Origin of the sequence: Sphingopyxis sp., from assembly GCF_036402335.1 — a bacterium.
In the GTDB taxonomy this organism is placed as follows: Bacteria; Pseudomonadota; Alphaproteobacteria; order Sphingomonadales; family Sphingomonadaceae; genus Sphingopyxis.
The window spans coordinates 1-3,326 of sequence record NZ_DASWTD010000100.1; the positions used below are offsets into that span (position 1 = coordinate 1).

Below are 3,326 nucleotides of genomic sequence, written 5' to 3' on the forward strand. Positions count from 1 at the left end.
TGCACCATTATAGCCCGAATTGATGACGAAACCCCCCGCGCCGATCACGTTCATCCATTGATAGAGATAGCCGCGTGCCGGGAGCTTGCCGAGCGAGAGCAGGATATAGGCGGCAAGAATGATGACGGCGGCCGTCCAGCCGATGACTTCGATCAGGATCTCGACCGCATCCATCATTTTTCCTTTGGGTGAAAGCGCGAGAGCGGGCGTCTAGCGCAATGTCCGTTCGATCGCCTCGACAGCATCCTTCGATTCGGCAAGACCCATGCCGGTCAGCTCGCGCATCCGTTTGATCGCCTGGATCTTTTGCCCGCGGCGGATCAGGTCGAGGATCTGGTCGTCGCTGGAGATTTCGGTGTGGACCCGCACGGTCAGCGGGGTCGCATCGATGCGCGCGCCGCGCGGCGGGGAGGGCGCCCGCGGCGGCGGACCGGTCAGGTCGCGCGCGCTGCTGTCACGCCGCAGCGCCAGCACAAGGCCGGCGCCGCAGAGGAAGCCGAGGGCGAAGAGAAGAAGTCCGCTCATCGCCCTCGTTTAACATCAAGCCGCGAGCTTGCGCAGCACGTAATGCAGGATGCCGCCGTTCATATAATATTCGACCTCGTTCGCCGTATCGATGCGGCAGAGTGTGTCGAAGCTGAAGGTCGAACCGTCGGCGCGCGTAACGTTCACGGTGACCGTCTGGCGCGGCTTGAGGTCCGCGACGCCGGTGATGGTGAACTGGTCGTCGCCCGACAGCCCCAGCGTCTCGCGGCTCTGGCCGTCGAGGAACTGCAGCGGCAGCACGCCCATGCCGACGAGGTTCGAGCGGTGGATGCGCTCGAAGCTTTCGACGATTACCGCGCGGACGCCGAGCAGGTTGGTGCCCTTCGCCGCCCAGTCGCGCGACGAGCCGGTGCCATATTCCTTGCCCGCGATGACGACGAGCGGCGTGCCGTCGGCCTTGTGGCGCATCGCGGCGTCATAGATCGGCATGACTTCGGCGCCGTAGCGCGACATGCCGCCCTCGATGCCGGGGACCATTTCATTCTTGATGCGGATGTTGGCGAAGGTGCCGCGCATCATCACGTCGTGGTGGCCGCGGCGGGCGCCGTAGCTGTTGAAGTCGGCCTTGCTAACCTGATGTTCCATAAGCCATTTTCCGGCCGGCGAGTCCGCCTTGATGCTGCCGGCAGGGCTGATGTGATCGGTCGTGATGCTGTCGCCGAGGATCGCGAGCGGCTTGGCGTTCACGATGTCCGACACCGGCGCCGGGGTCATCGTCATGCCCTCGAAATAGGGCGGGTTCGCGACATAGGTCGATCCGGCGCGCCACTGGTACGTATCCGAGCCCTCGACCTCGATCTTCTGCCAATGCTCGTCGCCCTTATAGACATGGGCGTAGCGCGCCTCGAACATGTCGCGGTCGACCGCGCCCGCCACCGTTTCGGCGACTTCGAGGTTCGTCGGCCAGATGTCGGCGAGGAACACGTCGTTGCCCGACTGGTCCTGCCCGATCGGCGTGGTGGTGAAATCCTCGATCACCGTGCCCTTCAGCGCATAGGCAACGACGAGCGGCGGCGAGGCGAGGAAGTTGGCGCGCACGTCGGGCGACACGCGGCCTTCGAAGTTGCGGTTGCCCGAGATGACAGCCGCGGCGACGAGGCCATTTTCGTTGATCGCCTTCGAAATCGGTTCCGCCAAAGGCCCCGAGTTGCCGATGCAGGTCGTGCAGCCATAGCCGACGAGGTTGAAGCCGATATTGTCGAGATGCTTCTGCAGCCCGGCCTTTTCGAGATAGTCGGTGACGACCTGCGATCCCGGGGCGAGCGAGGTCTTGACCCACGGCTTGGGCTTCAGGCCCAGCGCGTCGGCCTTCTTCGCGACGAGGCCCGCGGCGACGAGCACGCCGGGGTTCGAGGTGTTGGTGCAGCTGGTGATCGCGGCGATGGTGACGTCGCCGTCGCCGATGTCGAAATCCTTGCCCTCGACCGGAACGCGCGTCTGCGCCTTTTTATAGGTGTTCGCCATGTCGGCGTTGAACACATCGTCGACCTCGGGAAGCGAGACGCGGTCCTGCGGACGCTTCGGGCCCGCGAGCGACGGGACGACGCTGCCGAGGTCGAGTTCGAGCGTGTCGGTGAAAATCGGGTCCGCGGCGCCATCGACGATCCACAGCCCCTGCGCCTTGGCATAGGCTTCGACCAGCGCGATATTCTCTTCCGAGCGGCCGGTCAGGCGCATGTAATCGAGCGTCTTGTCGTCGACGCCGAAGAAGCCGCAGGTCGCGCCATATTCGGGCGCCATGTTGGCGAGCGTCGCACGATCCGCGAGGCTCAGCGAGGCGAGGCCGGGGCCGAAATATTCGACGAAGCGGCCGACGACGCCCTTGGCGCGCAGCATCTGCGTCGCGGTGAGCACGAGGTCGGTCGCGGTCACGCCTTCCTTCAGCGCGCCGGTGAATTTAAAGCCGACGACTTCGGGGATCAGCATCGACACGGGCTGGCCGAGCATCGCGGCCTCGGCCTCGATCCCGCCAACGCCCCAGCCGAGCACGCCGAGCCCGTTGATCATCGTCGTGTGGCTGTCGGTGCCGACGCAGGTGTCGGGGTAAGCGACCGTCGCGCCGTCGGCGTCCTCGCTCGACCACACCGCCTGCGCAATATGTTCGAGATTGACCTGGTGGCAGATGCCGGTGCCCGGGGGCACCGCCTTGAAGTTCGACAGCGACTTCGATCCCCATTTCAGGAAGTCGTAACGTTCGCCGTTGCGATAATATTCGATCTCGACATTCTGTTCGAACGCCTTGGGATGGCCGAATTCGTCGACCATCACCGAGTGGTCGATGACGAGGTGGACGGGGACGAGCGGGTTGATCTTCGTCGTGTCGCCGCCGAGCTTGGCAATCGCATCGCGCATCGCGGCGAGGTCGACGACGCAGGGAACGCCGGTGAAATCCTGCAGCAGCACGCGCGCCGGGCGATACTGGATTTCGCGGTTCGAATGCGGATCCTTTTGCCAGTCGACGAGCGCCTGCACGTCATCCTTCGACACGGTGAAGCCGCCATCCTCGAACCGCAGCAGGTTTTCGAGCAGCACCTTCATCGAAAAGGGCAGGCGCGACACGTCGCCGAGCTTCGCCGCGGCCTTGTCGAGCGAATAATAGGCGTAGCTTTTGCCGCCGACGTCGAGCGTCGAGCGGGTTCCCAGCGTGTCGTGGCCGGTGGTGGTCATAGGATTGCAGTCCCCATGTTGGCGCGGCGGGGAAATGACGCCGATGCCCGTTCGGGAGAGCGGGGCAAAGCGGAGTCGCACGCGCAGGTTTATGTCCGCGCCGCCTTACGCCG

The 3,326-nt window shown here is 64.6% G+C and carries 3 protein-coding genes; all 3 read right to left on the bottom strand.

The window, feature by feature from the left end:
- Window positions 1-177 (bottom strand): CBU_0592 family membrane protein (locus VGD20_RS21785; RefSeq protein WP_414714534.1); only part of this gene is annotated, 177 nt, incomplete at its 3' end.
- 33 nt (window positions 178-210) lie between these two features.
- Window positions 211-525 (bottom strand): ribosomal protein L7/L12, encoded by a 315-nt coding sequence (locus VGD20_RS03000; protein WP_331133027.1) that lies wholly within the window; start codon window positions 523-525, stop codon window positions 211-213.
- Window positions 526-540: 15 nt separating this feature from the next.
- Window positions 541-3,213: an aconitate hydratase AcnA gene (gene acnA, locus VGD20_RS03005; protein ID WP_331133028.1), complete on the bottom strand. Its 2,673-nt coding sequence runs from the start codon at window positions 3,211-3,213 to the stop codon at window positions 541-543.
- Between the last annotated feature and the right edge of the window lie 113 nt (window positions 3,214-3,326).

Excerpts from the sequence above, each read along its gene's own strand:
- acnA (WP_331133028.1), bottom strand. The coding sequence starts at position 3,213 with ATGACCACCACCGGCCACGACACGCTGGGAACCCGCTCGACGCTCGAC.
- VGD20_RS03000 (WP_331133027.1), bottom strand. The coding sequence starts at position 525 with ATGAGCGGACTTCTTCTCTTCGCCCTCGGCTTCCTCTGCGGCGCCGGC.